Origin of the sequence: Lentilactobacillus parakefiri (assembly GCF_002157585.1) — a bacterium.
Classification (GTDB): domain Bacteria; phylum Bacillota; class Bacilli; order Lactobacillales; family Lactobacillaceae; genus Lentilactobacillus; species Lentilactobacillus parakefiri.
The window spans coordinates 1-232 of the sequence record NZ_BDGB01000058.1; the positions used below are offsets into that span (position 1 = coordinate 1).

A 232-nucleotide genomic window follows, 5' to 3' on the forward strand; every position below is an offset into this window, starting at 1 on the left:
GCGAATGCTTGTCGAGTTGCTTTAAACATTGAGTGCGAATGGTATCCATCGTCCGGCCCATTAATTGAATAATGTGGAACCGATCAATAATGAGTTCGGCGTTAGGGAATAGTTCGTGCACGAATGCCTGATAGGAGGCGTTCATGTCCATGATGACGCGTTGAACCGCGGCCCGTTCTGCGGTGCTGTACTGACTAAGAAAGAACTGTTTGATGGTTCTATTAAGGCGGTC

1 protein-coding gene is annotated in these 232 nt (G+C 47.8%); it reads right to left on the reverse strand.

The genetic code is table 11. The features are described from left to right. On the reverse strand, window positions 1-232 hold a 232-nt coding region (locus tag LPKJCM_RS06330), incomplete at both ends, for a transposase (RefSeq protein WP_165758577.1).